Here is a 26798-nt window from a genome sequence, read left to right as displayed (position 1 = left end):
ATGAACCAGCCGCTCGCGGGCTACACCCCCGCACCCGTGACCGCCCGCATGGAGAACCACGGCAACCACATGCTGAAGGTCGCCCTGCAGACCGGGAACGACCTCCTCGCGCGCGTGGGCTCGATGGTCGCCTACGAGGGATTCATCCAGTACGAGCCCAACCCGCCGGCCGTCCGCCAGATCGCGAAGGACTGGCTCACCGGCGAGGGCGCGCCCCTGATGAAGTGCTCCGGCGACGGACTGCTCTACCTCGCCGACTACGGCGCCAACGTCGTCGTGATCAACCTCAACGGCGACGGCATCTCCGTCAACGCCACCAACCTGCTCGCCTTCGACGCCCACCTCACCTGGGGCGTCGAGCGGGTCAAGGGGCTCGCGAAGTTCGCCGGCCAGGGTCTGTGGAACACCAGGATCTCCGGGCAGGGCTGGGTCGCGCTGACCTCCCGGGGCAAGCCGATCGTCGTCGACTGCGGCGGCGGTGAGAACGAGACCTACGTCGACCCGGACGCGCTCGTCGCCTGGTCCCCGAACCTCAAGGTGAAGGGCAAGCGCAGCTTCAAGGCACAGTCGCTGATCGGCCGGGGCAGCGGCGAGGCCTACCAGATGGCCTTCTCCGGCGAGGGCATCGTCGTCGTCCAGCCCAGCGAGGACAGCACCGACCGACTCCGGGTCCGGGGCTGAGGGGGAGCACCACCATGCAGAGTCCGATCTTCGCCCACAACGACCGGCCGAGCCAGGAGCGCTGGAGCCTGCAGAACAAGCAGATGCTGCGCGTCGCCCTGGAGGGCCATGACGACGTCCTGGCCCGCAAGGGCACCATGGTCGCCTACCAGGGACTCGTCGAGTTCGACGCCGAGTTCCAGGGCAACAGCGCCGCACGCGCGCGTGCACGCACCGGTGAGGGCCTGGACCTGATGCGCTGCCACGGGCAGGGCACGGTCTACCTCGCCAACCTCAAGCAGCACGTCCACCTCATGGACGTGGACCAGGACGGGCTGACCGTCGACAGCAGCTACGTCCTGGCGATGGACTCCGGGCTGCACCAGGAGGTCATCGCCGTCGACAGCCTCTACGGCATCTCCGGCTCCGGGAAGTACCAGCTCAACATCACCGGTCGCGGCAAGGTCGCCCTGATGACCTCGGGCGCGCCCCTGATGATGCAGGTCACGCCCGACAAGTACGTCAACTGCGACGCGGACGCCATCGTCGCCTGGTCCACCGCTCTGCGCGTGCAACTGCAGGCCCAGACGCACTCCTCCGGGGTGTGGCGGCGCCGGGGCAACACCGGCGAGGGCTGGGAACTCAGCTTCATGGGCACCGGCTATGTGCTGGTCCAGCCCAGCGAGCTGCTCCCGCCGCAGAACGCCGTGATCGGGCAGGGCGCCGCCGCACAGTTCGGCATGGGGCAGCACGGGGCGCGCGGGCAGAACCAGGGGAACGTCTGGAGCTGACCCTCCGCAGCGAAACGTAAGGGGCGCCCGCACAACGCGGGCGCCCCTTACACGTTCAGAGCCTGTCGCGGGTCGCAGCCACCAGCCGCACGACCGACTCGTCGGCCACCTCGGCGACCTCGTCGTAACCGAACCAGCGCAGGTCCAGGGACTCGTCGCTGATCGCCGCCACGGCTCCGGCCGGGGCCAGCGCGGCGTACTGGACGTCGAGGTGCCAGGCGCACGGCGTGAGATGGCGGTCCAGCCGCACCGGGCCGCCGGGCAGCAGCGACAGCCCGTCGATCCCCGACTCCTCCGTGCCCTCACGCAGGGCGGCCGCCGCCAGGGAGGCGTCCCCCGGCTCGCAGTGCCCGCCCATCTGGAGCCACATGCGCATCTTGCGGTGCAGCGTCAGAAGCACCCGGCCCCGCTCCGGGTCGATCACCAGGGCGCTCGCCGTGATGTGGCCGTCCGCGCAGGACTTCCACATGCCGGCGGGTTGGGCCGCGAGGTGGTCCAGGTAGGTCTGGCGCAGCTCTTCCTGGTCCTCGTAGCGCTTCAGTACGAGGACCGCGTCGTCGTGCAGGCTCACTCGTCGTCGTCGCCCTTGGCCTCGCCGCTGTCACTGCCCTCGGCGTCCTTGCCGCCCTCGGGCCCCTCGTCCCGGCTCTTCTTCCTGAGGTCCGGCTTGCCCGCCGCCTCACCGAGCATCTTGTCCAGCTCGGAGAAGTCCATCTGCTCGCGGTGCACGAAGCCGTCCGGATCGTCCAGGTCGTGCGCGGTCGGCAGCATGTCCGGGTGGGCCCACAGGGCGTCCCGGCCGTCGACACCCCGCGCGTCCGTGAGGGACGCCCACAGGCGGGAGGCGTCCCGCAGCCTGCGCGGGCGCAGCTCCAGGCCGATCAGCGTGGCGAAGGTCTGCTCGGCCGGGCCGCCACTCGCGCGGCGGCGGCGCAGGGTCTCGCGCAGCGCGTCCGCGGACGACAGGCGGGGCTTGGCGGCCGCGTGCACCACGGCGTCGACCCAGCCCTCCACGAGCGCCAGCGCCGTCTCCAGACGGGCCAGGGCAGCCTTCTGCTCGGGCGTGTCCTCGGGCTGGAACATGCCCTGCTGCAACGCGTCCTGCAACTGCTCGGGGTTCTGCGGGTCGAACTGGCCGACCACGTCCTCCAGCTTGGCCGTGTCGACCTTGATCCCGCGCGCGTACCCGTCGACCGCGCCGAACAGGTGCGAGCGCAGCCACGGCACGTGAGCGAACAGGCGCTGGTGGGCGGCCTCACGCAGGGCGAGATACAGCCGCACCTCCTCCTTGGGCACGCCCAGGTCCTTGCCGAACGCCGCGATGTTCACCGGCAGCAGCGCGGCCTTGCCGGCCGGGGCGAGCGGCAGGCCGATGTCGGTCGAACCGACGACCTCGCCCGCGAGTACGCCGACGGCCTGCCCGATCTGCGTACCGAACATCGCGCCGCCCATCGAGCGCATCATGCCGATCAGCGGGCCGGCCATGGCCTGCATCTCCTCCGGCAGGACGTCACCCATGGCGGCGCCGACCCGCTCGGCGACCGGGTCGACGAGCTCCTGCCACGCCGGCAGGGTCGCCTCGACCCACTCCGCGCGGCTCCAGGCCACCGCGGAGGCGGCACCGGACGGCAGGGACGTCGCGTCGTCCAGCCACAGGTCCGCCAGGCGCACGGCCTCCTGGACCGCGGTGCGCTCGGCGGGGCCGACGCTCGCGTCCTTGGTGCCGTCCGACGTGCCCTGGGAGACCGTCTGGCGGGCGATCTGCTTGGCCATGTCCCAGTTCACCGGGCCGCCCTCGTAGGAGAGCATCTGGCCCAGCTGCTGGAACGCGGCGCCCAGGTCGGTGGGGTTCAGCGAACCGAACATGGCAGCGAGCGGATTGTCCGCACCGGGGCCACCAAAGCCTCCGGCACCGGGCAGCCCGCCGAACCCGAACGGGTTGGCCGGTCCCTGACCACCACCGCTCTGCTGGTCCTTCTTCTTGCCCTCGTCGCCGTCTTCCGGCTCCTCCGGCGGAAGGCCGAATCCGAATGGGGTGTCACTCACGGGATTCCTCGGCTGGTAAGGCCGCCGGTCTCCGCCGGCGGCACGACTGCCCGACAACACCACCCAGCCTAGACACCCCGGGCGGATCGGGCCTCGGTGCTTCGCCGACGCACGGGCTGCGGCAGGATGGATGCCACCTGGTACGTACGCGTCACTCGCGCTCGTATGTGAAGACAACCGCTGGAGACACCTGGTGAGTTCCCCAGATCCGCAGGTTCGCGCAGCGCGAAACCACTCAACCCCCTCCGCCCTGCGCGGACCCGTCGTCGCCGTCACCGGCGCCGCGTCCGGCGTGGGCGCGCTGCTCACCGCGCGGCTTGCCGCGTCGGAGGAGATCAAGCAGGTCATCGCGATCGACGAGCGGCGTGGCGAGTGCGCGCAGGCGCGGTGGCACATCCTCGACGTGCGGGACCCGGCGATCGCGGAGAAGCTGCGGGGCGCGGACGCCGTGGTGCACCTGGCGCTCGACCTGGATCTGGAGTCGGACGCGGCCGCCCGGACGGCGTACAACGTGCGCGGGACGCAGACCGTGCTGACCGCCGCCGCGGCGGCCGGGGTGCACCGGGTGGTGCTGTGCACCTCGGCGATGGTCTACGGGGCCCTGCCCGACAACGAGCTGCCGCTGTCGGAGGACGCGGAGCTGCGGGCGACGGCGGAGGCCACCGGGGTCGGGGACCTGCTCGAGATCGAGCGGCTGGCGCGCCGGGCGCCTCGCGCCCACCCGGGGCTGAACGTCACCGTGGTGCGACCGGGCGTCCTGGTGGGCGGCACGGACACCGCGCTGACCAGGTACTTCGAGTCGCCCCGGCTGCTTGTCGTCGCGGGATCGCGACCCGCGTGGCAGTTCTGTCACGTCGAAGATCTGTGCAGTGCTCTGGAGTACGCCGTCCTGGAGAAGGTCGACGGGGAACTCGCCGTGGGATGCGACGGGTGGCTGGAGCAGGAGGAGGTCGAGGAGCTGAGCGGGATCCGGCGGATGGAACTGCCGTCGGCGGTCGCGCTCGGCGCGGCGGCCCGGCTGCACCGGATCGGGCTGACGCCGTCCCCTGCGGGGGACCTGGCGTACACGATGTATCCCTGGGTGGTCAGCGGGAGCCGGCTGCACGATGCCGGGTGGCGGGCGCAGTGGACCAACGAGGAGGTCCTCGCCGAGCTGCTGGAGGAGGTCTCCGGGCGGCACACGGTGGCCGGGCGGCGGCTGGGGCGGAAGGACGCCACGGCGGCGGGGGCCGCGGGAGCCACCGTCGCGCTGCTGGGAGCCGCGGCGGTCGTACGGCGCGCCCGGAAGGCGCGTCGCCGGATCTGAGGCGCGCGAAGGACCGCGGTCGGCGGGTGTGCGCGGGCCGTGACGATTCCTTGCTCGCGGCCATGCCCGTTCCCTGGACGACTCCGTGCTCGCGGCCATGCCCGTTCCCTGGACGACTCCGTGCTCGCGGCCGCGCCCGCTCCTGTAGGAGGCTCCAAGGCCGTGCACGTGTGTGCTGGGTGAAAGCGCTATTCCGCGCCCCGCGCGCGTGGGGCACGATGGACGCATGGCAGCCAGCAACGATCACCCCGGTGAGCAGGGCGCTCAGCAGCCCATCAAGCTGATCGGCATCCGGGAGACGCCGCTCTCCCTCGACGAGGTCTTCCGGGCCGTCGGGGACGACGCCGCCGGGGGGACCGCCCTGTTCGTGGGGACCGTGCGCAACCACGACGGGGGTGCCGACGTGGACGAACTCGGGTACTCCTGTCACCCCGGCGCCGAGGCCGAGATGCGGCGCGTCGCCGAGAAGGTCGTCGCCGAGTTCCCGGTGCGGGCACTGGCGGCCGTCCACCGTGTGGGGGATCTGAGCGTCGGGGATCTCGCCGTCGTGGTCGGCGTGTCCTGTCCGCACCGCGGTGAGGCCTTCGAGGCCTGCCGCAAGCTCATCGACGACCTCAAGCACGAGGTGCCCATCTGGAAGCACCAGAAGTTCTCCGACGGCACCGAGGAGTGGGTCGGCGCCTGCTGAGCCTCCAGGCGGGCGACTCGGGTTGCGTAACCACACCCCTGGCGTGAGCGTTGTCAGTGCGAACGGTTAATCTGCTGATCAGTCAGTTGCGCTCATGGGGTTGGAGGTCGGCATGGCGGCGCTCGCCTGGTTGCTGATTCCGCTTGTGGCTGCTGTCGGCGCGGGCCTGTGGGGCAGCTGGGCCAACAGAACCCGCAGGGCCCGGAGCGACGGCCCCGAGCTCGACGGCTACGCGCGCTTCCGCGCGGCCATGGAGAAGTCCCACACCGGTCCGTGACCCGGGAGGCGGCCCTGACAGTGCTCCGACACGCCCGTCCCGTACTGTCGTGACATGCCACGCCGCACCGCGACGATGCTCGCCTCCACCCTGATGCTGATCGCGCTGCTGTGCGCGGGAGTCCTCATCCGCGTGCCGTACGCGGAGATGTCCCCGGGGCCGACGGTGAACACGCTGGGGGACCACGACGGCGAGCCGGTGCTGCAGATCGCCGGGCGCAGGACGTACCCGACGGACGGGCACCTCAACATGACGACCGTCCGCGTCACCAGCGCCGACTACCGGATGAACCTCGTCGAGGCGGTCTACGGCTGGCTCGCGCACGACAACAAGGTCGTCCCGCACGACACCCTCTACCCGGACGGCAAGACCGAGGAGGAGTCGACCCAGGAGAACGCCGAGGAGTTCAGCCAGTCCCAGGAGAGCGCCAAGGTCGCCGCCCTGAAGGAACTCGGCGTCAAGGTGGCCTCGTGGGTGATCGTCTCCACCGTGGTGAAGGACTCCCCGGCCGAGGGCAGGCTGCACGCCGGTGACGTGATCAAGGCCGTCGACGGTACGGAGGTGAAGGCCCCCGGCGACGTGGCGGAACTGGTGACCGAGCACAAGCCCGGCGAAGACGTCGTCTTCACGATCGTGCCCGCGAAGGAGCAGGCCGCCGCCGAGAAGGAGAAGCGGGACCCGGTGCGCACGGAGAAGGTCACGATCACCACCACGACCTCCGACGACGCCGGGGAGAAGCGCGCGATCGTCGGCATCTCGGCCGGCACGGACCACACCTTCCCGTTCACCATCGACATCAAGCTCGCCGACGTCGGCGGCCCGAGCGCCGGCCTGATGTTCGCGCTCGGCATCTACGACAAGCTCACCCCGGGCTCCCTCACCGGCGGCTCGTTCGTCGCCGGCACCGGCACCATCGACGACGACGGCGCCATCGGCCCGATCGGCGGCATCGAGATGAAGACCGTCGGCGCGCGCAGCAAGGGCGCCCAGTACTTCCTGACGCCCGCCGACAACTGCGCGGCCGCGGCGCAGGACACCCCCGAGGGCCTCACGCTGGTCAAGGTCGACACCATCGACGACGCACTCGGCGCCCTGAAGGACATCCGCGCCGGCGACACCGCCGACCTGCCGAAGTGCACGGCCAAGGGCTGATCGGCGGACCCTGCCGGTACGGCGCCGGGGACGCCCTCGCCAGGAGGGCGCCCCCGGCGCCGTAAACCGGGGACGCGGACGTGCACCCGGCGGCGTTTTCGCAATCCCTCAGTCCGCGAAGGTGGCGGCCAAGGCCTCCGCGAGGCCAGGTACCAGCTCGGAGCCGGTGAGGACCTCCGTCGGGGAGTCCTTCTCGCGCAGCCGCAGGGCCGCGTCGCGGGCGCCGTCGCGCAGGACGGCGACGGTCATGCGGACCTCCTGGCGCTCGGGGTGCCGGGCGACCCACTTGGCGAGCGCGGCCTCGTCCAGATCGTCCGGGACCTGGGCCTCGGCGGTCGGTGGCAGCATCAGGCGCTCCACCGTGAGCGCGCAGCCGGCCACCGCCTCGGGCCAGGCGATGGTGCCGAGGAACTCGTCGAGCGGCTTGTCCGTTGGGATTTCGTCCTGCTCGATCGGGGTGAGACCGGCGGCGTCCGGCTCGTCACCCAGGCCGAGCTGCGCCGCCAGCGAGGGTTCCTGGGCCCGCAGCTGCGCGGTGTCTACGAGGGCGAAAAGGCGTGCGGGCTGGTCCCAGCCGAGGCCGGAGGCGTACTCGTCGATCTCGAGCACGGCCCGGGTGAGCGGGTTCGCCGCCATGGGTGTGTTGGACATGGTCACAATCCTGCCTCGTTCGCACCCGGAAGCGGGAACCGAGTAAAGCGTGAGTAAGTTGCATAGGTGAGGGCCTACGATCACGGGGCCCAAGGACGGCCCACGAAAACGGGGGCCTGACAGACAAACAGCGATTTTTCGAGGTGCCACCTTGGCTTTCCAGATGCCGGACCGCGGCGGAGGCCCGACGGGGCCACGGATCAGAGTGGGCCGCCCGTCCCGGCGTGTCCGGACACTGCTCATGACACTGGGTGTCCTTGCCGTGCTCGCCATGGCGTTCACCATGTTCGCGGGCTTCTGGACGGACTGGCTCTGGTACCGGTCGGTGAAGTACTCGTCCGTCTTCACCACCACACTGTTGACCAAGATCGGCCTCTTCTTCGTCTTCGGCCTGCTGATGGCCGTCGCCGTCGGGGTCAACATCTGGCTGGCCCACCGGCTCCGCCCGCCGCTGAGCGCGATGTCGATGGAGCAGCAGAGCCTCGACCGCTACCGGATGGGCATCGCGCCGTACAAGAAGTGGCTGCTGTTCGCGATCACAGCCCTGGTGGGCTTGATCGCGGGCGCGTCCGCGTCCGGTCAGTGGCGCACCTGGCTGATGTGGGTCAACGGCGTGCCGTTCGGGCAGAAGGACCCCCAGTTCCAGCTGGACGTCGCGTTCTACGCCTTCGACCTGCCCTGGTACCGGTTCATGCTCGGCTTCGGCTTCGCCGCCGCGATCCTCTCCCTGATCGCCGCCGCGCTCACGCACTACCTGTACGGCGGGCTGCGCGTCACCAGCCCCGGCGCGCGCGCCACGGCGGCCGCGACCGGCCATCTGTCGGTGCTCATCGGGATCTTCGTCGCCCTGAAGGCGGTCGCCTACTGGCTCGACCGCTACGGCCTGGCGGTCAAGTCCAGCGACTTCAAGGCGACGGACAACTGGACGGGCCTGCGGTACGTCGACGCCAACGCCTACCTGCCGGCCAAGACGATCCTGTTCTGCATCGCGGTCATCTGCGCCCTGCTGTTCTTCTCGACGATCTGGCGGCGCACCTGGCAGCTGCCGCTGATCGGCTTCGGCCTGATGGTGCTGTCGGCGATCCTGATCGGCGGGCTGTACCCGGCGATCGTGCAGAAGTTCCAGGTCCAGCCGAACGAGCAGGCCAAGGAAGCCCCGTACGTCGAGAAGAACCTCGCGGCGACGCGTGAGGCGTACGGCATCGACGGGACCCAGGTCAGCGACTACTCGGGCACGGCCAACACCAAGGACGCCAGCAAGCTGCGGGACGACGTGGACTCCACGGCGAGCATCCGCATCATGGACCCGAACATCATCTCGCCGACCTTCCAGCAGCTCCAGCAGATGCGGAAGTACTACGCGTTCCCGACCAACCTGGACGTCGACCGCTACACCATGGGCGGCACCGAGCAGGACACGGTCATCGGTCTGCGCGAGCTGAACTACGCGGGCATCGACAAGAAGAACTGGATCAACAACCACTTCCGCTACACCCACGGCTACGGCGCGGTCGCCGCGAAGGGCACCGCCGTGGACTCCGAGGGCCGCCCGGTCTTCACCGAGTCCGACCTGCCGTCCAAGGGGCAGCTCGGCCAGTACGAGCAGCGGATCTACTACGGCGAGAAGACCAACACGTACTCGATCGTCGGCGGTCCCCAGAAGGAGATCGACTACTCCGACGACAGCGGTGAGAAGACCTACAGCTACGAGGGCAAGGGGGGCGTCGATCTCGAGAACCCGATGAACCGCGCCGCCTACGCGGTCGCGCTCAACGAGCCGCAGATCCTGTACTCCGGCGCCATCGGCGACGGTTCGCGGATCCTGTACAACCGCACGCCCAAGGAGCGTGTCGAGGCGGTCGCCCCGTGGCTGACCATCGACGGCGACGCCTACCCGGCGGTGGTCAACAACAGGATCGAGTGGATCGTCGACGCGTACACGACGACGAACGGATACCCCTACGCCTCGCGTACGACCCTCGGCGACACCACCGCCGACTCGCTCACCGCGACCAACGACCAGCGTGCCGTCGTGGCCCAGCAGAACCAGGTCAACTACATCCGCAACTCGGTGAAGGCGACCGTCGACGCGTACACCGGCGACGTCAAGCTCTACCAGTGGGACTCCCAGGACCCGGTCCTGAAGACCTGGATGAAGGCGTTCCCCGGCACGGTCGAGCCCAAGAGCGAGATCTCGCGCGACCTGATGGACCATCTCCGGTACCCGCAGGATCTGTTCAAGGTGCAGCGAGAGCTGCTGACCCGCTACCACGTGAAGGACGCCGACACCTTCCTCAGCGGCAGTGAGGTGTGGCAGGTGCCGGACGACCCGACCAACAAGTCGGGCGACGCGGTGCCGCCGTACTACCTGAGCATGAGGATGCCCGACCAGAAGGCCCAGGCGTTCTCGCTGACGACGACCTTCACGCCCAACGGCCGGGACAACCTCAGCGCGTTCATGGCGGTCGACGCCGAGGCGGGCAAGAGTGACTACGGCAAGATCAGGATCCTGAAGCTGCCGACGAGCACGACGGTCAACGGACCCAAGCAGGTGCAGAGCCAGTTCAACTCCGAACAGGACATCGCCGAGTCCATCCGGCTGCTGCGAGGCGGCGACTCGGAGGTGGAGTACGGCAACCTGCTGACGGTGCCGCTGGACGGCGGACTGCTGTACGTGGAGCCGGTGTACGTACGCGGTGGCGGACTCCAGTACCCGCTGCTGCGCAAGGTGCTGGTGAGTTACGGCGGCAACACGGCGTTCGAGGACACCCTCGACGAGGCGCTCAACAAGGTGTTCGGGGCGGAGGGTTCGACGCCGCCGCCCGAGGACACCGGTGAGGGCGACGGCGACACCGCGACACCGCCACCGCCGACGAGCGACAACCCGACCGTCCAGGAGGCCCTCAACGACGCCCAGAAGGCCTTCGAGGCCGGCCAGGAGGCCCTGACGAAGGGTGACTGGGAGGCGTACGGCCGGGCCCAGGAGGACCTTGAGGCGGCGCTGCGACGGGCCGAGGAGGCCCAGTCGAGGGCCGGCGACGCCGGCGGTGGCGGCGCTGCCGGTGGCACCAGCAGCCCCAGCCCCAGCAGTCCGACCAGCCCGAGTCCGAGCGGCAGTCCGCAGGGCAGTTGATCGAAAAGCTCCTCCCGCGTCGTGATACGGTTGCAGAACAACGACGCGGGGTGGAGCAGCTCGGTAGCTCGCTGGGCTCATAACCCAGAGGTCGCAGGTTCAAATCCTGTCCCCGCTACTGAAGTCGACGTGACGTCGGCCATCGCGAAGGCCCGGATCCATTGAGGATCCGGGCCTTCGTGGTGTGCGAACGCATGTGCCGACATGCCATATCGCCGTGCCGCCGTGGGGAGTTGGTGGATCTGTGTTTGACTTATCTCTCTGTGGGCATGTCGACAAAACGCTGAAGTGACCTCACTGGCTGCGGTATACGAGGTGTACCCAGGTTGCAGGTGGTGCGACGATGGACGTTATGGGGGACAAGGCAACTCTGTGCGAGACAGGGCGATTTGTGCAGCCCGCCGGCCAGGAGGAGACCCGGGACGAAACGGGCGAGGCGGTCGAGGAGGCGCGGCAGCGGCTCGCCGCCGAGGCCGGTGACGTCGAGGCGATGAGCGTCCTCGGGGCCATGCTGCTGCGCCGTGGTGATCTCGACGGAGCGGAACCCCACCTGCGCGCCGCGACCGCCGGGGGCGACCGCGCCGCGGCGAACAACCTGGGCGTCCTGCTGCACCAGCGGGGGTACGCCGACGAGGCCGCCGGATGGTGGCGGATCGCCGCCGTCGCCGGCAGCGCGGCCGCCGCGCACGCGCTCGGACGGCATCACCGGGAGCGCGGTGACGAGCCGGCCGCCGAGTACTGGCTGCTGCAGTCCGCCGAGCAGGGGCACGTCCTCGGGGCGTACGCGCTGGCCGATCTGCTGGAACACCGGGGGGACCCCGGCGCGGAGCGGTGGATGCGGGCGGCCGCCGAGCGGGGCCACCGGGAGGCGGCGTACCGGCTCGCCCGCACGCTTGATCGCAGAGCGTTGCGCGCAGGCGGGAGGGGGGCTGACAACGGTGTCGGTGCCGGTGACGGAGCTGCTCCGGCAGCTTCCGCGAACGCGGCGGAGGAGGAGGCCGAGCAGTGGTACCGGCAGGCCGCCGCACGCGGGCACCGGCGTGCCGCGCTGCATCTGGGGGCGATCCTGGAGAAGCGCGGGGAGCTGAAGGAGGCCGGGCGCTGGTATCTGACCTCCGCCAAGGACGGCGAGCCGCGCGCCGCCTGTGCGCTCGGGTTCCTGCTGCGGGACGCGGGGGACGAGGAGAGCGCCGCCGTGTGGTGGCTGCGGGCCGCGCAGGACGGTGACGGCAACGCGGCGAACGCGCTGGGAGCGCTGCACGCCGAGCGTGGCGAGACGCAGACCGCCGAGCGCTGGTACCGGGCAGCCCTGGACGCCGGCGACGTCAACGGCGCCTACAACCTCGGGCTGCTCTGCGCGGAGCAGGGGCGCACCACGCAGGCCGAGCAGTGGTACCGGCGTGCGGCGTACGCCGGGCATCGGGAGGCGGCGAACGCGCTGGCGATCCTGCTGCTCCAGGGCGGCGACGAGACCGGGGCGGAGCCCTGGTTCTCCAAGGCCGCGGAGGTGGGGAGCGTCGATGCCGCCTTCAACCTGGGGATCCTGCACGCGGGGCGGGGCGAGGACGCGGCCGCGCTGCGCTGGTACGAGCGGGCCGCGGCCGCCGGGCACATCGAGGCGGCGTTGCAGGTCGGGATGGCACGGCTGCGGAACGGGGACGAGCGCGAGGCGGAGCGGCATCTGCGGTGCGCGGCGGGGGGTGGCAGCGCGGAGGCGGCGTACCGGCTCGCGGCCGTGCTCGACGCCCGGCGGCCGCCGGTGTCGCCCCATGAGCTCGGGGAGCCGGCACACGACAAGACCGAGTGCGAGGAGTGGTACGAGCGGGCGGCGGCGCAGGGGCATCGGCGGGCGCAGGTGCGGGTCGGGATGCTGGCGGCCGCGCGGGGCGATGTCGTCGAGGCGGCTCGCTGGTACCGGGAGGCGGCCGAGGCGGGGTCGCGGAACGGGGCGTTCAACCTGGGTCTGCTGCTGGCCCGGGAGGGGAGCGAGCCGGAGGCGGCGGTGTGGTGGACGCGGGCGGCCGACGCGGGGCACGGGCGGGCGGCGTTGCGGCTCGCCCTCGTCTACGCGCGTCGGGGCGAGCTGGCCGAAGGGCAGCGCTGGGCCGACCGCGCGGTGTCCCTGGGGCCCCGGGAGGTCGCCGAGCGGGCGGCGCGGCTGCGGGACGCGCTGCGGGAGGAGCTGTCGGCCTGACGCGGGGCAAGGCGCGCGTCGGGCGGGGTGCGGCCTGGTGCTGCCTGTGCACGGTTCCCTGGGCACGGTGACCGGTGCACGGTTAAGTGATTTGCTTCTGTCCGCGTCCTTGACGTAACGTTGCATTCACCGACGCGGGGTGGAGCAGCTCGGTAGCTCGCTGGGCTCATAACCCAGAGGTCGCAGGTTCAAATCCTGTCCCCGCTACTGAAGGCCGAAGGCCGGAGTCCAGCCACTGGACTCCGGCCTTCGGTGTTTGCGCAAGCACCCGCGCCGCCCAGCACCCGAACCGCCCAGCACCCGAGCCGCCCCACCGCCGCACCGCACGGCGCGCAGCAGTCAGCCCCCGGCGGCCAGGAAGGCGCCAGGGGCTGTCCGGAAGGTGGAAGCGAAGGGTCGCGGAGCTACGCCGCCGCGCAGTTCGGGCACACGCCGCGGTACGTCACCTCGACGTCCGAGACCTTGAAGCCGAAGCGCTCCGAGTCGGGGAGGTCGGCCAGCGGGTTGCCCGTGGGGTGGACGTCGCGGATCGCGCCGCACCGGGCGCAGACCAGGTGGTGATGCGGCCGACGCGCGTTCGGGTCGTACCGCTTGGCGCGCTTGTCCGTGCTGACCTCGAGCACCTCACCGAGGGAGACCAGCTCGCCCAGCGTGTTGTAGACGGTCGCCCGGGAGATCTCGGGCAGCTTGGCGACAGCCCTGGCGTGCACCTCGTCGGCGGTCATATGGACGTGTTCGCCGTCGAGGACCTCGGCCACCACACGCCGCTGCGCGGTCATCCGCCATCCGCGTCCGCGCAGCCGTTCCAGAAGGTCACTCATGAGAACCAGCCTAGCAGCAAAGGAACAATTTCCGAACAGGTGTGACTTTGGAGCTCTGCTTGACTTAGACAAAGTCCATTGTAGGATCGAGTCGGCTCCGGCCGAAGGACAGGAAGCCGGCCGACGAGCAGGAACACGCGAAGAATGACCCAGGAGGCGCACGTGACGCAGGGACCGCTTACGACGGAGGCCGGTGCCCCGGTCGCGGACAACCAGAACAGCGAGACCGCGGGCGTGGGCGGCCCCGTGCTCGTCCAGGACCAGCTCCTGCTGGAGAAGCTGGCCCACTTCAACCGTGAGCGCATCCCGGAGCGTGTGGTGCACGCCCGCGGTGCCGGCGCCTACGGCACCTTCACCGTGACCGCCGACGTCACCCCGTACACAAGGGCCAAGTTCCTCTCCGAGGCCGGCAAGCAGACCGAGGTCTTCCTGCGCTTCTCCACGGTGGCGGGCAACCTGGGCGCGGCCGACGCGGTCCGTGACCCGCGCGGCTTCTCGCTGAAGTTCTACACCGAGGAGGGCAACTACGACCTGGTCGGCAACAACACCCCGGTGTTCTTCGTCAGGGACGCCATCAAGTTCCCGGACTTCATCCACACCCAGAAGCGCGACCCGTACACCGGCTCGCAGGAGGCGGACAACGTCTGGGACTTCTGGGGCCTGTCTCCCGAATCCACGCACCAGGTGACCTGGCTGTTCGGCGACCGTGGCATCCCCGCCTCGTACCGGCACATGGACGGCTTCGGTTCGCACACCTTCCAGTGGAACAACGAGGCCGGTGAGGTCTTCTGGGTCAAGTACCACTTCAAGACCGACCAGGGGATCAAGAACCTCACCGCCGAGGAGGCCGAGATCCTCGCGGGCAAGGACCCCGACTCCCACCAGCGCGACCTGCGCGAGTCCATCGAGCGGGGCGACTTCCCGTCCTGGAGCGTGGGCGTGCAGATCATGCCGGCGGCCGACGCTGCGACGTACCGCTTCAACCCGTTCGACCTGACCAAGGTCTGGCCGCACGCGGACTACCCGGTCATCGAGATCGGCAAGCTGGAGCTCAACCGCAACCCGCAGAACGTCTTCGCCGAGGTCGAGCAGTCGATCTTCAGCCCCGCCCATTTCGTGCCGGGCATCGGCCCGTCCCCGGACAAGATGCTGCAGGGCCGTCTCTTCGCGTACGGCGACGCCCACCGCTACCGCGTCGGCATCAACGCCGACCACCTGCCGGTGAACCGTCCGCACGCCGCCGAGGCGCGCACCCACTCCCGTGACGGCTTCCTGTACGACGGCCGCCACGGCGGCGCGAAGAACTACGAGCCGAACAGCTTCGGGGGCCCGGCGCAGACCGGCCGTGCGCTGTGGCAGCCGTTCGGCGGATTCGCCGGCGGCACGGGCAGCCACCCGACCCCGGTGCACGCCGAGGACGACGACTTCGTCCAGGCGGGCAACCTCTACCGGCTGATGTCGGCGGACGAGCAGGAGCGTCTGATCGGCAACCTGGCCGGCGCCATCTCGGGCGTCTCGCGCGACGAGATCGCCGCACGCGCGATCAACAATTTCCGACAGGCGGACCCCGACTTCGGCAAGCGGCTGGAGGCCGCGGTCCAGGCCCTGCGCGGCTGACACAACCAGCACTGGACCGCTTGCCGGGAGGACGGGCCGGCCCCCTGAACGAGGGGGCCGGCCCGTCCGTGCGCGGGCGTGCCCGTTCGCTCAGGCGGGCACCCGCTGCCGTATCGGTGCCCAGCAGCGGATGATGTCGCGGACCGAGACGATGCCGGCGGGTTCGCCGCCGTCCAGGACGATGAGGTGCCGGAAGCCGCCGTGCGCCATGGCGCTGGCCGCCTCCTCCAGGGTCCAGGTCGGGGCCGCGAACACCACGTCGGTGGTCGTGTGGTCGTGGGCGTGCTCGGTGTCGGGGTTCTGGCCGAGCCCTACGGAGTTCAGGATGTCGCGCTCGGTGAGGATGCCGATGCCGCCGGCGTCGGGGTCGTGGACGACGGCCGCGCCGACCCGGCGGGCGGACATCAGCGCGGCGGCCTGGCGCAGGGTGTGGGTGGGGCCGATGGTGAGGACGACTGTGCTCATGGCGTCACGTACGAGCATGGATGGAGCCACCTCCTGAAGTGTCCCCGCAGCTTGTTCATCGTTTCACAAATTCACAAGTGGGGGGACTCTCAGAGTGACAGGTAAAGCACGGGTCAACAAGTAGGCGTTCAGTAACGCTGGTTGAGGTACGACAGCAGCTCGTCGTGGAGTACGCCGTTCGACGCGGCCGCGTTGCCGCTGTGCGGGCCGTGGCGGCCGTCCAGACCGGTGAAGGTGCCGCCCGCCTCGGTGACGATGATCGCGTTGGCCGCCATGTCCCACAGGGACAGCTCCGGCTCGGCGCACATGTCGACGGACCCTTCGGCGACCATCATGTACGGCCAGAAGTCGCCGTACGCGCGCGTGCGCCACACCTCGCGGCCGAGGTCCAGGAAGCCGTTGAGGCGGCCCTGCTCCTCCCAGCCGGAGAGGGAGGAGTAGGCGAAGGATGCGTCCGAGAGCTTGGAGACGCGCGAGACCTGCAGCCGGCTCGCGGAGGTGAGGCTGCGCCCGCTGAAGGCGCCGTTGCCCTTCGCGGCCCACCAGCGGCGGCCGAGCGCCGGGGCGGAGACAAGACCTACGACGGGCTGGTAGCCGCCCTCCGAGGCCTCCATCAGGGAGATCAGCGTCGCCCAGACGGGGACGCCGCGTACGTAGTTCTTGGTGCCGTCGATGGGGTCGATGACCCAGCGGCGGGGTCCCGTGCCCTCGACGCCGTACTCCTCGCCGAGGATCGCGTCGCGTGGGCGGGCGCGCTGGAGGTGGCCCCGGATGAGCTCCTCGGCGGCCCGGTCGGCCTCGGAGACCGGCGTCATGTCGGGCTTGGTTTCGACCAGGAGGTCGAGGGCCTTGAAGCGATCCGTCGTCGCGGCGTCGGCGGCGTCGGCGAGGACGTGGGCCAGACGCAGGTCGTCGAGATAGTCGGGCATGTGAGGAACGGTATCCGCCGTGGTCCTTACGGGGCTACAGGGGGCCGTGGCGGCGCGTTGCGCGGCGCCGGGCGGGGCGCCGCGCGAGCCCTGGCGACCTGCGCGAACCCTTGACAGTGCTTCGGTACGCGTCAAATCTGGGCGCAGAGTCCGTCCCCCCAGGGAGGCGACGATGCCCGCTGCCCGGGAATCTCTGCTGGACGCCGCCTTCACGGCGCTCGCACGGCGGCCCTGGGCCGCCGTGCGGATGGTGGACGTGGCCGCGGCGGCCGGGGTGTCCCGGCAGACCCTGTACAACGAGTTCGGCAGCAAGGAGGGGCTCGCCAGGGCCCTGGTGCGCAGGGAGGCCGACGCCTACCTCGCCGGCGTCGAACGGGCACTGACCGCCCAGTGCGACCCCCGCGACCGGCTGACGGCGGCCGCCGAGTGGACCATCTCGGCCGCCCGCGGCAACGCCCTGGTGCGCGCCATGCTCACCGGCTGCTGGGGCGAGTGGCTGCCCTCACCCATGCTGTCGGCGGTGCCGTCCTCCTGCGCGGTTCCGGCGCAACGGCGGGCGGACCGGCCCCTGCCCTCGCCCGGCGACTTCGTGGCCCTCGTCCGCGACCGTGCCGTGGCGGTGCTGGCCGGACCGGGCGTGCCCCAGGCGGACGCCGCCGAACTGGCCCGCTCCTGCGAGCTGGTCGTCCGGCTCGCGCTGTCCTGCGTGGCCGCGCCTCCAGGTGAAGGCGGCGTCGTGGACCTGGTGCGCGCTCAGTGCGCCTCGATTCACCTCAGTGCGCCGAGCCGGACAGCTGCAGGCCGATGACGCCGATGATGACCAGGCTGATCGAGACGATCTTCAGCGTGGAGACGAGGTCGCCCAGGAAGACCATGCCGTAGATGGCCGTCCCGGCCGCGCCGATGCCGGTCCACACCGCGTAGGCGGGACCCACGTCGAGTCTGCGCAACGCGAGCGTCAGCAGACCGAAGCTGCCGAGCGCGAAGACGGCGAACGCGATCGTCGGCCAGAGTCTGGTGAAGCCGTGCGACAGCTTCAGGCAGACCGCGAAGCCGGTTTCGAGCAACCCGGCCACGATGACCAGCAGCCACGCCATGTGCTGTCCTCCCCGTTTCTTCACGAACTGTGACGGCTTGCAGGCGTCTGTCAGGGTTGGCATCCGGCTTTTGCGATTATGCCCTTACCGAAGCCGACGGTGGACAAACCCCGTATGAAGAGAAACAGCGGGGCGGTCAGTCTCCTTCCGTCTGCTCCCGCGTCGCCAGCAGCCGCCGTAGCGAGTACAGCCGGTCGGCGTCGGCGTGGCCCTCGGTGACCCACTGGTCCAGCGCGCAGTCCGGCTCGTCGTGACTGCACGCGCGCGGGCAGCCCTCCGTGCCGGGCTCCAGGTCGGGGAAGGCGTGGATGACCCGGGACGGGTCGACGTGCGCGAGCCCGAACGACCGTACGCCCGGCGTGTCGATCACCCAGCCGTCCGTGTCCTTCAGCGGCAGGGCGAGCGCCGACGTGGTGGTGTGCCGGCCACGCCCGGTCACCGCGTTCACATGCCCCGTCAGCCGCCGCCGCTCCTCGGGCACCAGCGCGTTCACCAGGGTCGTCTTGCCGACGCCGGAGTGCCCGACGAACGCCGTGACCCTGCCCTCCAGCTGCTCGAACACCCGCTCCGCCGCGTCGCCGTTCTCCAGTTCCTCGCGGCTGGTGACGACGTACGGGATGTCGAGGTCGCCGTACAGCTCCAGGAGTTTGTCGGGCGGGGCCAGGTCCGACTTGGTCAGCACCAGGAGCGGTTCCAGGCCGCCGTCGTAGGAAGCCACCAGGCAGCGGTCGATCAGGCGCGGGCGTGGCTCGGGGTCGGCGAGGGCGGTGACGATGGCGAGCTGGTCGGCGTTGGCGACGACCACGCGCTCGTAGGGGTCGTCGTCGTCCGCGGTGCGGCGCAGCACCGAGGTGCGCTCCGCGATCCGCACGATCCGCGCGAGCGTGTCCTTCTTGCCGGACAGATCGCCGACGAGGGCCACCCGGTCGCCGACCACCGCCGCCTTGCGGCCCAGCTCACGGGCCTTCATGGCCATGACCACGGTGTCGCCGACGAGGCAGGTCAGGCGCCCCCGGTCGACGGTGAGGACCATGCCCTCGGCCGCGTCCTCGTGCTTGGGGCGGATGTGCGTACGCGGCCGGTTGCCCTTGCGGTTGGGGCGGGAGCGGATGTCGTCCTCGTCGGTGTGCTTGCCGTAGCGGCGCATGGCGTGACCCCTAGGCCCCGAGCATCCCGGTCCACAGCTCGGGGAAGTCCGGCAGGGTCTTCGCCGTCGTCGCCACGTTCTCGATCTGCACACCCTCCACCGCGAGGCCGATGATCGCGCCGGCGGTCGCCATGCGATGGTCCTCGTAGGTGTGGAAGATCCCGCCGTGCAGGCGGCGGGGGCGGATGTGCAGGCCGTCGGCGGTCTCGGTGACGTCACCGCCGAGTGCGTTGATCTCCTTGGTGAGCGCGGCCAGGCGGTCCGTCTCGTGCAGCCGCAGATGCGCGACGCCGCGCAGCGTCGAGGGCGAGTCGGCGAGGGCGGCGACCGCCGCGACGCCGGGGGTGAGTTCGCCGACGTCTCCGAGGTCCACGTCGATGCCCCGGATCCCGCCCGATCCGGTGAACACCAGGCCGTAATCGGTCAGTTCACAGGAACCGCCCATTTCGGTGAAGATCTCCCGCAGCCGGTCGCCGGGCTGGGTGGTGCGGGACGGCCAGTCCGGGATCAGCACCTTGCCGCCGGTGACCAGGGCCGCCGCCAGGAACGGCTGGGCGTTGGACAGGTCCGGCTCGATCGTCAGGTCCCGGCCGAGCAGGGCGCCCGGCGTGACCCGCCAGACGTTCGGCTCGCCACCCGACTCCGGGGTGTCGACCTGCGCGCCGACCGCGCGGAGCATGTCGACCGTCATCCGGATGTGCGGTACGGACGGCAGCGTGGAGCCGGTGTGGCGGACCTCCACGCCCTGGTTGTAGCGCGGGCCGGAGAGCAGCAGGGCGCTCACGAACTGGGAGGACGACGAGGCGTCGATCTCGACCGGGCCGCCGTCCAGCGCGCCCCCGCCGTGCACGGTCAGCGGCAGTGTGCCGCGCCCGTCGTCGTCGATCCGGGCACCGAGCACGCGCAGCGCGTCGATGACGCCGTTCAGGGGGCGCTCGTACGACCTCGGGTCGCCGTCGAAGCGGATCGGGCCGTCGGCGAGCGCGGCGACCGGCGGCAGGAAGCGCATCACCGTGCCGGCGTTGCCGACGTCGACGGTGGCCGGGCCGCGCAGGCCGGCTGGGAGCACCCGCCACGCCTCGCCCGTGCCGTCGGGCCCCACGCCCTCCTCGATGCCGACGCCCATCGCCCGCAGGGCACCGGCCATCAGGAGCGTGTCGCGGGAACGCAGCGGACGGCGCAGCCAGCCGGGCTCGGAGGCGAGGGCCGCGAGCACCAGGGCGCGGTTGGTGACCGACTTGGATCCGGGCACATGGACCGTCGCGTCGACGGCTCCGCTCGCGTGCGGGGCGGGCCAGAGGGAGGTGTCTGCGGGGTTCTGCGCCATGGGCCCCACTCTAGTGCCGCAACAGGCAACGTTCGCCCCGTCGCGACGCCCTGCACGCCCTCTCGCCGCACCGGCCGGAAGCCCGAGTACATCCAGTACGAGGGCTTCCGGCCGGCACGCCGACAGGACGCACCGGACGCCGCTCCTCAACGGTCGAACGTCGCCTGCCGCGGCACTAGTGGGCGGCGGTGGTTCGGGTGCGGGTGCGTTGTGGCTGGTCGGGCTCTTCCCGGCGCGCCGGTGTGCGCGCTCACACCTCCAGGAGCCAGCGCCCGCCACCGATCAGCGAGCTCAGCGACACCGCGTGGAAGAAGAAGAGCCACAGCCCGGCCGGCACGTGCGTCAGCCGCGACAGCTGGTCCGCGTCCGAGTCGCCCGCGCCGCCCCGGCGTCGCTTCGCCTGGAGCTCGAACGCCGGACGCACTCCGCCGAGCAGCAGGAACCACACCACCACGTAGGCGAACGCCGCCTGAACCTGGGGCCCGGCAAGCCAGGAGACCAGGAGGAAGGCGCCGCCGGCGAGGAACACGGTGAGCACGCCGTAGGCGTTGCGGATCATCACCAGCATCGCCAGCAGCAGGGCCGTCGCCACCCACAGCAGCAGGGTGATGTGCCCGGAGGCGAGCAGTGCCGCGCCGCCGAGGCCGAGCAGCGGGGGAGCGGTGTACCCGGCGGCCGCCGTGAGGATCATGCCGATGCCGTACGGCTTGCCCCGGCTGACGGTGAGGCCGCTGGTGTCGGAGTGCAGGCGTATGCCGGTCAGGGTGCGGCCGGTGCACAGCGCGATCAGGCCGTGGCCGCCCTCGTGGGCGATGGTGATGGCGTTGCGGGCGACGCGCCACAGCCCGTGCGGGGCGACGACGGCGAGCGCGGCGGCCAGGGTGGCGAGGACGACCCACAGGTCGGGGTCGGGCTGGCTGCCGATGAGTTCGTCCCAGAGTGATGTGGCTGTCGTGCTGTCCATGTTTCCGGGGCGCTCCCTGTCTTCGGCGGCGGTCTGGCAGTGTGGCACGTATGTGCGGACGGTATGCAGCCAGTCGTAGGCCCGAGGATCTCGCAGGAATCTTCGAGGTCGAGAAGTGGGAGCCGGAGGAGTCTCTGGAGCCCGATTTCAACGTGGCGCCGACCAAGGAGGTCTACGCCGTCCTCGACCGTCCCCTGAAAGACGCGGCCGACCCGCGACCGGTTCGGCAGCTGCGCAAGCTGAAGTGGGGCCTCGTCCCGTCCTGGGCCAAGACGCCCGAGGGCGCCGCCCGGATGATCAACGCGCGTGCCGAGACCGTGCACGAGAAGCCCGCGTACCGCCGCGCCTTCGCCGCCCGGCGCTGCATCCTGCCCGCCGACGGCTACTACGAGTGGGTCACCGGAGCGCAGGAGCGGGACCTGGAGGTCGAGGGCAGGAAGAAGCGGCCGCGCAAGCAGCCGTACTTCGTGCTGCCCGCCGACGGCTCCGTCTTCGCGATGGCGGGGCTGTACGAGTTCTGGCGGGACCGGACGCTGCCCGACGACCATCCGCGGGCCTGGTGGGTCACCTGCTCGGTGATCACCACCGAGGCCGAGAGCAGCGAGCTGGCGGTGGCCCCCGCCGAGGGTCCCTGCACGCTGGCCGACATCCACCCCCGGATGCCGCTGATGCTCACCCCCGACCGCTGGGACGCCTGGCTCGACCCGTCCCGCACCGACCCCGACGACCTGCGTGAGCTGCTCGCGCCGCCCCCGCCCGGCCTGATGCGCGCCTACCCGGTGACCACGGCCGTGTCCAACGTCCGCAACAACGGCCCGGAGCTGCTGAAGGAGCTGGAGGGACCGGTGGAGGGCACACTCTTCTGATGTGAGCGCAGATGTGACCGACGTGACCCCTGACGCCGTCGAGACGGTCGAGACCGAGGCGGGCACCGCCCGCGTCACCTGGCACCGGGCGAAGAAGGCCCGGCTCGTTGTGGCCGTCGGCCACGGCGCGGGCGGCGGCATCGAGGCCCGCGACCTGCTGGCACTGGCGGGGGCCCTGCCCCGGCACGGCGTGAGCGTGGCACGGGTGGAGCAGCCCTGGCGGGTCGCCGGGAGGAAGCTGGCGCCGGCGCCGAAGACGCTGGACTCCGGCTGGCGCGGCCTCTGGCCCGCGCTCGCGGCGCCGGGGCTCCCGGTCGTGTCGGGCGGGCGCAGCGCCGGAGCCCGGGTCGCCTGCCGCACGGCGACGGAGCTGGGCGCGGCGGCGGTCCTCGCCCTCGGCTTTCCGCTGCACCCGCCGGGCAGGCCCGAGAGGTCCCGCGCCGCGGAACTGCTCGGCGCGGGGGTGCCCACCCTCGTCGTACAGGGCGGTAACGACCCCTTCGGCAGGCCTGCGGAGTTCCCCGAAGGGGACTACGAGCTGGTCGAGGTGCCGTACGGCGATCATGGCTTCGCCGTGCCGAAAAGGGCGGAGATCGGCCAGGACGAGGCTGTCGCGATCATCACGGACGCGGTGGTGGAGTGGGCCGGGTCCCTGGGGTGAGGTGCCGGGAATGCCGGGGACCTGGCCACTGTTGAGGCGGACAGAAGCGCTGATGACCAGCACCGACGTCGTAGGAGAGGAAGTCCGCCGCATGGGTTCGACCTTCTGCCCGAGCCGCAGCAGCCGCACTGACCTGGACTGGACGGTGCTGCACGCGGCCAAGACCGCCCCCATTCGAGCGGCGGCGGGTGCGGATCGTCGTCTATCCTCCGATTCTGGTGGGACCGGGTTCGGCCCCGCCCAGATCGCTGAGGAGGTGGGTCCGGTCACCGGTAACGACGCAGGGACCGACAACGGCCAGGCGGAGCTGTCCGAGGGCCGGGGCAACAGCGCGGAGACGGACTCGCAGCGCAGTGCGCGCTTCGAGCGGGACGCGCTCGAATTCCTCGACCAGATGTACTCGGCGGCGCTGCGCATGACGCGCAATCCCGCCGATGCCGAGGACCTGGTGCAGGAGACGTACGCCAAGGCGTACGCGTCCTTCCACCAGTTCCGTGAGGGCACCAACCTCAAGGCCTGGCTGTATCGGATCCTCACGAACACGTTCATCAACTCGTACCGCAAGAAGCAGCGCGAACCTCAGCGCAGCGCGGCCGAGGAGATCGAGGACTGGCAGCTCGCCCGCGCCGAGTCGCACATGTCGACGGGTCTGCGCTCCGCCGAGTCGCAGGCGCTCGACCACCTGCCCGACTCGGACGTGAAGGAGGCGCTGCAGGCCATCCCCGAGGAATTCCGCATCGCCGTGTATCTCGCGGACGTCGAGGGCTTTGCGTACAAGGAGATCGCGGACATCATGGGGACACCCATCGGTACGGTGATGTCCCGGCTTCACCGGGGCCGCCGTCAGCTGCGCGGCATGCTCGAGGACTACGCCCGTGAGCGTGGGCTGGTCCCGGCCGGTGCCGGAGAGTCGAACGAAGCGAAAGGCTCGGGCTCATGAGCTGCGGAGAGCCGCACGAGACGGACTGCAGTGAGGTACTCGACCACCTGTACGAGTTCCTCGACAGCGAGATGCCGGACCTCGATCGCGAGAAGTTTCAGCAGCACTTCGAGGAGTGCTCGCCGTGCCTGGAGAAGTACGGCCTGGAGCAGGCCGTGAAGAAGCTGGTCAAGCGGTGCTGCGGCCATGACGACGTGCCCACCGACCTGCGCGCCAAGGTGATGGGGCGGATCGACCTGATCCGCTCCGGGCAGGCCGTGCCCGAGCACGACGTGACGGCCGCTCCGCAGGAGTCCTGACTCCGCGGCTCCGCAGCGGGTACGAGCTCCTCGTCACCCGAATGCATTAATCCGCCGGCCGCCGGCCCCCGCCCCCTCCCCGCCGCCCTAGGCTCCGGACCCTGGGACAGGCACGGGACCGGGGAGGGCGTTCATGGAGGCGGTTCCGGCACGGGCACGCGGGTACGTGGCCTGTGCCGTACTCGGCGCGCTGCTGTGCCTGCTGCCGCTGCCCTCGCTCCGTACGCCCTGGTGGGCGATGACGCTGCTCGCCGTCCTCCACGCCGGCGGGGAGTGGCTCGCCCGCAGGCGCTTTCCGGGCACCTTCTACCCGGTCCTGCTCGCCGCGGTCTTCCTGCTGCCTCCGCCCGCCGCCGCGCTGGTCGCGCTGCCGGGCGCGCTGATGGCGCCCGTCGAGCGGCGGCCCGTACGGCTCCGGCGGATCTGGCGGGCGGCCGAGCTGGCGCTGACCGTGTGGGCGGCGGGGCGGGTTTTCGGGACGCTGGGCGGGCGCGATGCCGTGGTGACGCCCGACGTTCCCCACGCCCTCGGGCCCGCCGCGGCCGCGGTGCTGACCTTCTGCGCGGTGCAGACCCTGCTCGACGGCGGGATCCTCGTCGTCGCCGAACGGGTGTCGCCACGGCGGGCCTGGCGCGGCCTGTTCCCGCGGTCGCTGGCACCGGTCGGCGTGCACGGCCTCGCCGGGCTGATGATGGCCGTGCTGTGGCGCAGCCCGTACGGGCCCGTGGCCGCGCTGCTCGTGCTGCTGCCGATGGGCGTCTCGTGGTGGGCCTTCGCCCAGTACCACCGGGAGCGGGGGGCCCACCAGGCGACCATCCGGGCGCTGGTGCAGGCCGTCGACATCAAGGACGAGTACACCCGCGGGCACAGTGAGCGGGTCGGCCAGGCCTCCATGCTGATCGCGCGCGAGCTGGGCATGGACGACGAGCGGGTCGAGGTGCTGCGGTTCGCCGGGATCCTGCACGACGTGGGAAAGCTCGGGGTGCCCACCCGGCTGCTGCGCAAGGAGGGGCCCCTGACGCCCGAGGAGCGGCGGGTGATCGAACTCCACCCGGAGTACGGGCACGAGATGGTGCGGGGGATCTCCTTCCTCGGCGAGGCCCGGGCCGCCGTACTGCACCATCACGAGCGGCTGGACGGCAGCGGCTACCCCTACGGGCTCGTGGGGACGCAGATCCCCGAGTCCGCGCGGGTGGTCGCGGTGGCCGACGCGTTCGACGCGATGACGTCCACCCGGTCCTACAGCAGGGCCCGGCCCGTCTCCGTGGCCCTGGAGGAGCTCGAGCGGTGCGCGGGGCGGCAGTTCGACCCGGTGATGGTCGACGCGCTGGTACGGGCCGTACGGCGGTCCGGGTGGAACCCCGTCGTCACCGCCGGCGGCGTGCCGTCCCGCCGGGTTCCCCCGCCGCACCCGCCCGTCTCCAGCGGGTCGGGAGCACACCGTTGACCCGCGCCCGAACCCTCCTCCTGATCCGCTGCTCGGCCGCGCTCCTCGCCTCCGCGTCCCTCGGCTTCACCCTGTGGACCGGACTCGAACAGCGCGGCGTCGCCCTGGCCTTCGGTGCGCTCGTCGCCCTCGGGGAGCTGGCCCGCTGGACGGGCCCGCGGGTCAGGGAGGCCGCGCCGCTCGGCGCCGCCGGGGCACTGTCGTACGCGCTGCTCGGGGAGGTCGCCGGGCGGACCAGCGCCCACGGCGCCGCCCAGGTGGTGAGCGTCGTGCTCGCCGCCTCGCTGGCCGGGTGCGTGCCGAACATCGCGCGGGGCGGCGAGCACGTGCTCGACCATCTCGCCCGGCGGGTGCTCACCGTCGGGTTCGCCGCCGTGTGCTTCCAGCCGCTCTACAACCGCGGCACGTTCACGGACTGGAGCGGGCCCGCCTACGCACTGCTGCTCGTGGCGCTGCTCACCCTCACCGCGCTGTGCGACGCCCTGCTCGCCGCCGCCCTCGCGTACTCCCGCACCGGGTGGCCGTTCGGGCCGCTGCTGCGGGACGAGCTGCACCGCATGCTCGGCATCGGGTCGGCGGTGTGCGCCACGGGAGCCGTGATGGCGCTCGGGGTCGCGGTCGTCGGACTGTGGGCGCTGCCCGTGTTCTGTCTGCCGCTGCTGCTGGCACAGGTCTCCCTGCGCCGGTACGCCGCCGTCCGCACGACGTACCGGCAGACCATCGCCTCCCTCGCCCGCGCCACCGAGATAGCGGGGTACACCCCCGCCGGGCACGCCCGCCGGGTCGCAGCGCTCAGCCGGGCCGTCGGGCGGGATCTCGGGCTGACCGGGCCGGAGCTCACCGTGCTGGAGTACGCGGCGCTGATGCACGACATCGGGCAGCTGAGCCTGGTCGACCCGGTGCCGGGCGGCGCCACGGCCGGACTGCCCGGCGCCGAGCAGCGGCGGATCGCGCTCCTGGGCGGCGCGGTCGTACGGCAGACCGGCGTGGACGCCGAGGTCGCCGTGGTGGTCGAGCGGCAGGCGGATCCCTACCCCGAGCAGCCGCCGGCAGCCCGGATCGTGCGGGCGGTCAACGCCTACGAGGAGAAGGTCCGGGACGCGGGTCCCGGCGGGCCCCTGACCGCGCTGGAGGAGCTGCGGCTCGGGGCCGCGGGGGACTACGCTCCCGAGGTCGTCGAGGCGCTGGCCCGGGTGCTGTCGAGGGAGGGTCTGACCCTGCCCTCGGCTGGGTAACCCATGGGTAATGAGCGCCCCTCCAGCCGCACGTGGTTGGATGCCAAGGAGAGGGTGTCCGGGGGCACAGGCCAGCCCACTCCAC

Annotated in this window: 26 protein-coding genes and 2 tRNA genes; 18 read left to right on the top strand and 10 right to left on the bottom strand. The window is 71.3% G+C overall.

The window, feature by feature from the left end:
- The gene (locus ACGF8A_RS08355; protein ID WP_393105539.1) at positions 1 to 681 is read left to right on the top strand and encodes an AIM24 family protein; all 681 of its coding nucleotides are present in this window, start codon (positions 1 to 3) and stop codon (positions 679 to 681) included.
- A 14-nt stretch (positions 682 to 695) separates the two neighbouring features.
- Positions 696 to 1451 (top strand): AIM24 family protein, encoded by a 756-nt coding sequence (locus ACGF8A_RS08350; RefSeq protein WP_393105537.1) that lies wholly within the window; start codon positions 696 to 698, stop codon positions 1449 to 1451.
- A 55-nt stretch (positions 1452 to 1506) separates the two neighbouring features.
- On the opposite strand, the gene ACGF8A_RS08345 is transcribed toward ACGF8A_RS08350, so the two are convergent.
- Positions 1507 to 2022 (bottom strand): NUDIX hydrolase, encoded by a 516-nt coding sequence (locus ACGF8A_RS08345; RefSeq protein WP_393105535.1) that lies wholly within the window; start codon positions 2020 to 2022, stop codon positions 1507 to 1509.
- Positions 2019 to 3497, bottom strand: a complete 1479-nt coding sequence (locus ACGF8A_RS08340) for a zinc-dependent metalloprotease (RefSeq protein WP_393105533.1) — start codon at positions 3495 to 3497, stop codon at positions 2019 to 2021. Before ACGF8A_RS08340 ends, ACGF8A_RS08345 begins: the two co-directional genes overlap by 4 nt.
- A gap of 193 nt (positions 3498 to 3690) precedes the next feature.
- Here ACGF8A_RS08340 and ACGF8A_RS08335 point away from each other — a divergent pair, with 193 nt between their 5' ends.
- From ACGF8A_RS08335 to ACGF8A_RS08320, 4 genes are all read left to right on the top strand, one after another.
- Positions 3691 to 4803 carry an SDR family oxidoreductase gene (locus ACGF8A_RS08335; RefSeq protein WP_393105531.1) on the top strand — a complete coding sequence of 371 codons (1113 nt, stop codon included), beginning with the start codon at positions 3691 to 3693 and terminating at the stop codon, positions 4801 to 4803.
- Between the two features lie 226 nt (positions 4804 to 5029).
- Complete coding sequence (locus ACGF8A_RS08330) at positions 5030 to 5491, top strand: molybdenum cofactor biosynthesis protein MoaE (protein WP_393105529.1); 462 nt, start codon at positions 5030 to 5032, stop codon at positions 5489 to 5491.
- 112 nt (positions 5492 to 5603) lie between these two features.
- Positions 5604 to 5768, top strand: coding sequence for a hypothetical protein (locus ACGF8A_RS08325; protein WP_189696432.1), 165 nt, complete (start codon positions 5604 to 5606; stop codon positions 5766 to 5768).
- 54 nt (positions 5769 to 5822) lie between these two features.
- On the top strand, positions 5823 to 6920 hold the full coding sequence (locus tag ACGF8A_RS08320) for a PDZ domain-containing protein (RefSeq protein ID WP_393105527.1): 1098 nt from the start codon (positions 5823 to 5825) through the stop codon (positions 6918 to 6920).
- Positions 6921 to 7028: 108 nt separating this feature from the next.
- Here ACGF8A_RS08320 and ACGF8A_RS08315 read toward each other — a convergent pair whose 3' ends face one another.
- Positions 7029 to 7571, bottom strand: a complete 543-nt coding sequence (locus tag ACGF8A_RS08315) for a PPA1309 family protein (protein ID WP_393105525.1) — start codon at positions 7569 to 7571, stop codon at positions 7029 to 7031.
- 163 nt (positions 7572 to 7734) lie between these two features.
- Between ACGF8A_RS08315 and ACGF8A_RS08310 the strand changes: the two genes are divergently transcribed.
- The 4 genes from ACGF8A_RS08310 to ACGF8A_RS08295 all read left to right on the top strand — a co-directional run bounded on the left by ACGF8A_RS08310 (position 7735) and on the right by ACGF8A_RS08295 (position 13105).
- Positions 7735 to 10704, top strand: coding sequence for a UPF0182 family protein (locus ACGF8A_RS08310; protein ID WP_393105724.1), 2970 nt, complete (start codon positions 7735 to 7737; stop codon positions 10702 to 10704).
- 44 nt (positions 10705 to 10748) lie between these two features.
- A tRNA-Met gene (locus ACGF8A_RS08305) sits at positions 10749 to 10822 on the top strand.
- 225 nt (positions 10823 to 11047) lie between these two features.
- A complete protein-coding gene (locus ACGF8A_RS08300) occupies positions 11048 to 12898 on the top strand; it encodes a sel1 repeat family protein (RefSeq protein ID WP_393105523.1) in 1851 nt (616 codons plus the stop codon).
- 133 nt (positions 12899 to 13031) lie between these two features.
- Positions 13032 to 13105 (top strand) — tRNA-Met (locus ACGF8A_RS08295).
- Positions 13106 to 13302: 197 nt separating this feature from the next.
- Here the strand turns inward: ACGF8A_RS08295 and ACGF8A_RS08290 are convergent.
- Complete coding sequence (locus ACGF8A_RS08290) at positions 13303 to 13719, bottom strand: Fur family transcriptional regulator (RefSeq protein ID WP_393105521.1); 417 nt, start codon at positions 13717 to 13719, stop codon at positions 13303 to 13305.
- 162 nt (positions 13720 to 13881) lie between these two features.
- Here ACGF8A_RS08290 and ACGF8A_RS08285 point away from each other — a divergent pair, with 162 nt between their 5' ends.
- On the top strand, positions 13882 to 15336 hold the full coding sequence (locus tag ACGF8A_RS08285; RefSeq protein WP_393105519.1) for a catalase: 1455 nt from the start codon (positions 13882 to 13884) through the stop codon (positions 15334 to 15336).
- Between the two features lie 90 nt (positions 15337 to 15426).
- On the opposite strand, the gene ACGF8A_RS08280 is transcribed toward ACGF8A_RS08285, so the two are convergent.
- Together ACGF8A_RS08280 and hisN are read right to left on the bottom strand one after the other, a co-directional pair.
- Positions 15427 to 15819: a cyclic nucleotide-binding/CBS domain-containing protein gene (locus ACGF8A_RS08280; protein ID WP_393105517.1), complete on the bottom strand. Its 393-nt coding sequence runs from the start codon at positions 15817 to 15819 to the stop codon at positions 15427 to 15429.
- 110 nt (positions 15820 to 15929) lie between these two features.
- Complete coding sequence (gene hisN, locus ACGF8A_RS08275) at positions 15930 to 16730, bottom strand: histidinol-phosphatase (protein WP_393105515.1); 801 nt, start codon at positions 16728 to 16730, stop codon at positions 15930 to 15932.
- Between the two features lie 172 nt (positions 16731 to 16902).
- On the opposite strand from hisN, the gene ACGF8A_RS08270 reads away from it, so the two are divergent.
- The gene (locus ACGF8A_RS08270) at positions 16903 to 17538 is read left to right on the top strand and encodes a TetR/AcrR family transcriptional regulator (RefSeq protein WP_393105513.1); all 636 of its coding nucleotides are present in this window, start codon (positions 16903 to 16905) and stop codon (positions 17536 to 17538) included.
- Here ACGF8A_RS08270 and ACGF8A_RS08265 read toward each other — a convergent pair.
- From ACGF8A_RS08265 to ACGF8A_RS08250, 4 genes are all read right to left on the bottom strand, one after another.
- Positions 17504 to 17827, bottom strand: a complete 324-nt coding sequence (locus ACGF8A_RS08265) for a DMT family transporter (protein WP_393105511.1) — start codon at positions 17825 to 17827, stop codon at positions 17504 to 17506. The genes ACGF8A_RS08270 and ACGF8A_RS08265 overlap by 35 nt on opposite strands.
- A 136-nt stretch (positions 17828 to 17963) precedes the next feature.
- Positions 17964 to 18974: a ribosome small subunit-dependent GTPase A gene (rsgA, locus tag ACGF8A_RS08260; RefSeq protein WP_393105509.1), complete on the bottom strand. Its 1011-nt coding sequence runs from the start codon at positions 18972 to 18974 to the stop codon at positions 17964 to 17966.
- Positions 18975 to 18984: 10 nt separating this feature from the next.
- Complete coding sequence (gene aroA, locus ACGF8A_RS08255) at positions 18985 to 20301, bottom strand: 3-phosphoshikimate 1-carboxyvinyltransferase (RefSeq protein ID WP_393105507.1); 1317 nt, start codon at positions 20299 to 20301, stop codon at positions 18985 to 18987.
- A gap of 250 nt (positions 20302 to 20551) precedes the next feature.
- A complete protein-coding gene (locus ACGF8A_RS08250) occupies positions 20552 to 21265 on the bottom strand; it encodes a M50 family metallopeptidase (protein WP_393105505.1) in 714 nt (237 codons plus the stop codon).
- Positions 21266 to 21315: 50 nt separating this feature from the next.
- On the opposite strand from ACGF8A_RS08250, the gene ACGF8A_RS08245 reads away from it, so the two are divergent.
- The 6 genes from ACGF8A_RS08245 to ACGF8A_RS08220 all read left to right on the top strand — a co-directional run bounded on the left by ACGF8A_RS08245 (position 21316) and on the right by ACGF8A_RS08220 (position 26713).
- Positions 21316 to 22131: an SOS response-associated peptidase gene (locus ACGF8A_RS08245; protein WP_393105503.1), complete on the top strand. Its 816-nt coding sequence runs from the start codon at positions 21316 to 21318 to the stop codon at positions 22129 to 22131.
- A gap of 1 nt (position 22132) precedes the next feature.
- On the top strand, positions 22133 to 22792 hold the full coding sequence (locus tag ACGF8A_RS08240; RefSeq protein ID WP_393105501.1) for an alpha/beta family hydrolase: 660 nt from the start codon (positions 22133 to 22135) through the stop codon (positions 22790 to 22792).
- Between the two features lie 256 nt (positions 22793 to 23048).
- Positions 23049 to 23732: an RNA polymerase sigma factor SigR gene (gene sigR / locus ACGF8A_RS08235; protein WP_393105721.1), complete on the top strand. Its 684-nt coding sequence runs from the start codon at positions 23049 to 23051 to the stop codon at positions 23730 to 23732.
- A complete protein-coding gene (gene rsrA / locus ACGF8A_RS08230) occupies positions 23729 to 24031 on the top strand; it encodes a mycothiol system anti-sigma-R factor (protein WP_393105499.1) in 303 nt (100 codons plus the stop codon). Before sigR ends, rsrA begins: the two co-directional genes overlap by 4 nt.
- 133 nt (positions 24032 to 24164) lie before the next feature.
- Positions 24165 to 25478, top strand: a complete 1314-nt coding sequence (locus ACGF8A_RS08225; RefSeq protein WP_393105497.1) for an HD-GYP domain-containing protein — start codon at positions 24165 to 24167, stop codon at positions 25476 to 25478.
- A complete protein-coding gene (locus tag ACGF8A_RS08220; RefSeq protein WP_393105495.1) occupies positions 25475 to 26713 on the top strand; it encodes an HD-GYP domain-containing protein in 1239 nt (412 codons plus the stop codon). Before ACGF8A_RS08225 ends, ACGF8A_RS08220 begins: the two co-directional genes overlap by 4 nt.
- Positions 26714 to 26798 lie beyond the last annotated feature (85 nt).

Source organism: Streptomyces sp. NPDC047706 (genome assembly GCF_043204795.1).
In the GTDB taxonomy this organism is placed as follows: Bacteria; Actinomycetota; Actinomycetes; order Streptomycetales; family Streptomycetaceae; genus Streptomyces.
The sequence above is the reverse complement of the archived record's forward strand: the minus strand, read 5'-3'. Positions and strand labels throughout refer to the sequence as shown.